The sequence below is a fragment of the Streptomyces sp. NTH33 genome (genome assembly GCF_003236365.1).
Classification (GTDB): domain Bacteria; phylum Actinomycetota; class Actinomycetes; order Streptomycetales; family Streptomycetaceae; genus Streptomyces.
On sequence record NZ_POTZ01000584.1, the window covers coordinates 1 to 3626 of the forward strand.

Consider the following 3626-nt stretch of genomic DNA (forward strand, 5'->3'; position numbering starts at 1 on the left):
GGCGGGGGCGGGGCGGAGGCGGCCCCGGGGGACGCGTCCTCCGCCTGAGGTCCGGGCCGCGCCTCAGCGCGCGTCGGTGAACGTCTCCCCCTTCTCCGCCTTCTCCACCAGCAGGGCCGGCGGGGTGAACCGCTCGCCGTAGCGCTCGGCGAGTTCACGCGCGCGTGCCACGAAGCCGGGCAGGCCGCCGTCGTAGCCGTTGATGTACTGCAGCACGCCGCCGGTCCAGCCCGGGAAGCCGATGCCGAGGATGGAGCCGATGTTGGCGTCGGCGACGGAGGTCAGCACGCCCTCCTCCAGGAGCCGGACCGTGTCCAGCGCCTCGGAGAAGAGCATGCGCTCCTGCATGTCCCGGAACGGGATCTCGTACCCCGGCTTCGTGAAGTGCTCACGCAGTCCCGGCCACAGCCCGGCCCGCCTGCCGTCCTCGCCGTACTCGTAGAAGCCCGCGCCGCCGCTGCGCCCCGTACGGCCGAACTCGTCCACCATGCGGTCGACGACCGCCTCCGCGGGGTGCGCGGACCAGGTGCCGCCCGCCTCCTCCACGGCCCGCTTCGACTCGTTGCGGATCTTTCGGGGCAGGGTGAGCGTCAGTTCGTCCATCAGGGACAGCACCTTGGCCGGGTAGCCCGCCTGGGCCGCCGCCTGCTCGACGGAGGCCGGTTCGATGCCCTCGCCGACCATCGCCACGCCCTCGTTGATGAAGTGGCCGATCACCCGGGAGGTGAAGAACCCGCGCGAGTCGTTGACGACGATCGGGGTCTTGTTGATCTGCCGGACCAGGTCGAAGGCGCGGGCCAGCGCCTCGTCGCCGGTGCGCTCGCCCTTGATGATCTCGACCAGCGGCATCTTGTCGACGGGCGAGAAGAAGTGCAGCCCGATGAAGTCGGCCTGGCGCTCCACGCCCTCGGCGAGCGCGGTGATGGGCAGGGTGGAGGTGTTGGAGCACAGCAGCGCGTCCGGGGCGACGACCTGCTCGATCTCCTGGAACACCTTGTGCTTGAGGGCCGGGTCCTCGAAGACGGCCTCGATCACCGCGTCGCAGCCGGCGAGGTCGGCGGCCTCGGCGGTGGGCGTGATCCGGGCGAGCAGTGCGTCCGCCTTCTCCTGGCTGGTACGGCCCCTGGCGACGGCCTTGGCGCACAGCTTCTCGGAGTAGCCCTTGCCCTTGACGGCGGCCTCCAGGGACACGTCCTTCAGGACGACCTCCAGCCCCGCGCGGGCGCACGAGTAGGCGATGCCCGCGCCCATCATGCCGGCGCCGAGGACGGCGACCCTGCGAACCTGGCGGGGCTCGACGCCCTTCGGGCGGTTGGCGCCGGAGTTGACGGCCTGGAGGTCGAAGAAGAACGCCTGGATCATGTTCTTGGCGGTCTGCCCGGCGGCCAGCTCCACGAAGTAGCGGGCCTCGATGACCTGGGCGGTCTCGAAGTCGACCTGGGCTCCCTCGACGGCGGCGGCGAGGATGCCCCGCGGTGCCGGGTAAGGGGCGCCGTTCGTCTGCTTGCGCAGCGTGGCGGGGAAGGCGGGCAGGTTGGCGGCGAACTTGGGATTGGCCGGGGTGCCGCCCGGGATGCGGTGGCCGGGCCTGTCCCAGGGCTGCTGGGACTCGGGGTTGGCGTCGATGAAGGCACGGGCCTTGGCCAGCAGCTCGTCCTGGCTGGTGGCCACCTCGTGGACGAGACCGTTCTCCTGGGCGCGGCGCGCGTTGTACTGCTGACCCTGCAGCAGCACCTTCAGCAGGGCGTCGGCGATGCCCAGCAGCCGTACGGTGCGGACCACTCCGCCGCCGCCCGGGAGGAGGCCGAGGGTCACCTCGGGGCAGCCGATCTTCGTGCCGGGGGTGTCGAGGGCGATGCGGTGGTGGCATGCCAGGGCGAGTTCGTAACCGCCGCCCAGGGCCGCGCCGTTGATCGCGGCGACGACCGGCTTGCCCAGGGTCTCCATGCGGCGCATGTTCCGCTTGAGGGCGAGGCCGGCGTCGAAGAGGTCCTGGGCGGTCTCGGGGGTGACCCGGATCAGGTCGCGCAGGTCGCCGCCGGCGAAGAAGGTCTTCTTGGCGGAGGTGAGGATGACGCCGCGGAGGGAGTCCTTCTCGGCCTCCAGCCGGTCGACGACGGCGGCGAAGGAGTCGCGGAACGCCTGGTTCATGGTGTTCGCGGACTGGTCGGGGTCGTCGAGGACGAGGGTGACGACGCCGGTGTCGTCCTGCTCCCAGCGGATGGTGGTGCTCTCGGTCATGTCGGGGTCTCCGTTGAGGTCTGAGGTCCGAAGGTGCCGCTGGGAGGGGTCAGACGCGCTCGACGACGGTGGCGACGCCCATGCCGCCGCCCACGCACAGCGTGGCGAGGCCGTAGCGCTTGTCCTGGCGCTCCAGTTCGTCGACGAGGGTGCCGAGGATCATCGCGCCGGTGGCGCCGAGCGGGTGGCCCAGCGCGATGGCGCCGCCGTTGACGTTGACCTTGTCCAGGGACAGGCCCATGTCCTTCGCGAAGCGCAGGACGACCGCCGCGAAGGCCTCGTTGATCTCGACGAGGTCGATGTCGTCGATGGTCAGTCCGGCCCTGGCGAGCGCCTTGCGGGTGGCGGGCGCGGGGCCGGTGAGCATGATGGTGGGCTCGGAGCCGGAGACGGCGGCGGAGACGATCCGCGCGCGCGGGGTGAGGCCGTGGCGCTCGCCGGCCTCCTTGGAGCCGATGGCGACGAGCGAGGCGCCGTCCACGATGCCGGAGGAGTTGCCCGCGTGGTGGACGTGGTCGATCCTCTCCACCCAGTGGTACTTCTGCAGGGCCACGGCGTCGAAGCCGCCGAGTTCGCCGATGTCCGCGAAGGACGGCTTGAGGCCGGCGAGGGAGTCGGCGGTGGTGCCGGGGCGCATGTGCTCGTCGTGGTCGAGGACGACCAGTCCGTTGCGGTCCTTGACGGGGACGACGGAGCGGTCGAAGCGGCCCTCCTTCCAGGCGGTGGCCGCGCGCTCCTGGGACAGGGCCGCGTACTCGTCGACGTCCCGCCGGGAGAAGCCCTCGATGGTGGCGATCAGGTCGGCGCCGATGCCCTGGGGCACGAAGTCGACGGCGAGGTTGGTCATCGGGTCGTTGAACCAGGCGCCGCCGTCGGAGGCCATCGGCACCCGGGACATCGACTCGACGCCGCCCGCGAGGACCAGGTCCTCCCAGCCGGAACGCACCTTGGCGGCGGCCATGTTGACGGCCTCCAGGCCCGAGGCACAGAAGCGGTTCTCCTGTACGCCGGCCACCGTGTCGGGCAGCCCGGCGGCGATCGCGGCGATGCGGGCGATGTCGGAGCCCTGGTCGCCCACGGGTCCGACGACGCCGAGCACGATGTCGTCGACCGCGGCCGGGTCCAGGCCGGGGAAGCGGTCGCGGATCTCGTGGATGAGGCCGACGACCAGGTCGATGGGCTTCGTGCCGTGCAGGGCGCCGGTGGCCTTGCCGCGCCCGCGCGGGGTGCGGATCGCGTCGTACACGTACGCTTCGGTGCTCACTGGCAAGCCTTTCGGTGAGGGTTTTCGTCCTGGAGGAGTGCGGGCAGGTCCCAGTCGCGGGCCACGGCGGCCGTGTCGGCGCCGGGCCGGGCGGGGCCGGTGCGGACGATACCCTGGGGGG

The 3626-nt window shown here is 71.8% G+C and carries 2 protein-coding genes; both read right to left on the reverse strand.

Annotated elements, in window-relative coordinates; genetic code table 11:
- Positions 1-63: 63 nt before the first annotated feature.
- Positions 64-2241 (reverse strand): 3-hydroxyacyl-CoA dehydrogenase NAD-binding domain-containing protein, encoded by a 2178-nt coding sequence (locus C1I97_RS33320; protein ID WP_111006759.1) that lies wholly within the window; start codon positions 2239-2241, stop codon positions 64-66.
- A 49-nt stretch (positions 2242-2290) separates the two neighbouring features.
- On the reverse strand, positions 2291-3505 hold the full coding sequence (locus tag C1I97_RS33325; RefSeq protein WP_111006760.1) for an acetyl-CoA C-acetyltransferase: 1215 nt from the start codon (positions 3503-3505) through the stop codon (positions 2291-2293).
- Positions 3506-3626: the final 121 nt, after the last annotated feature.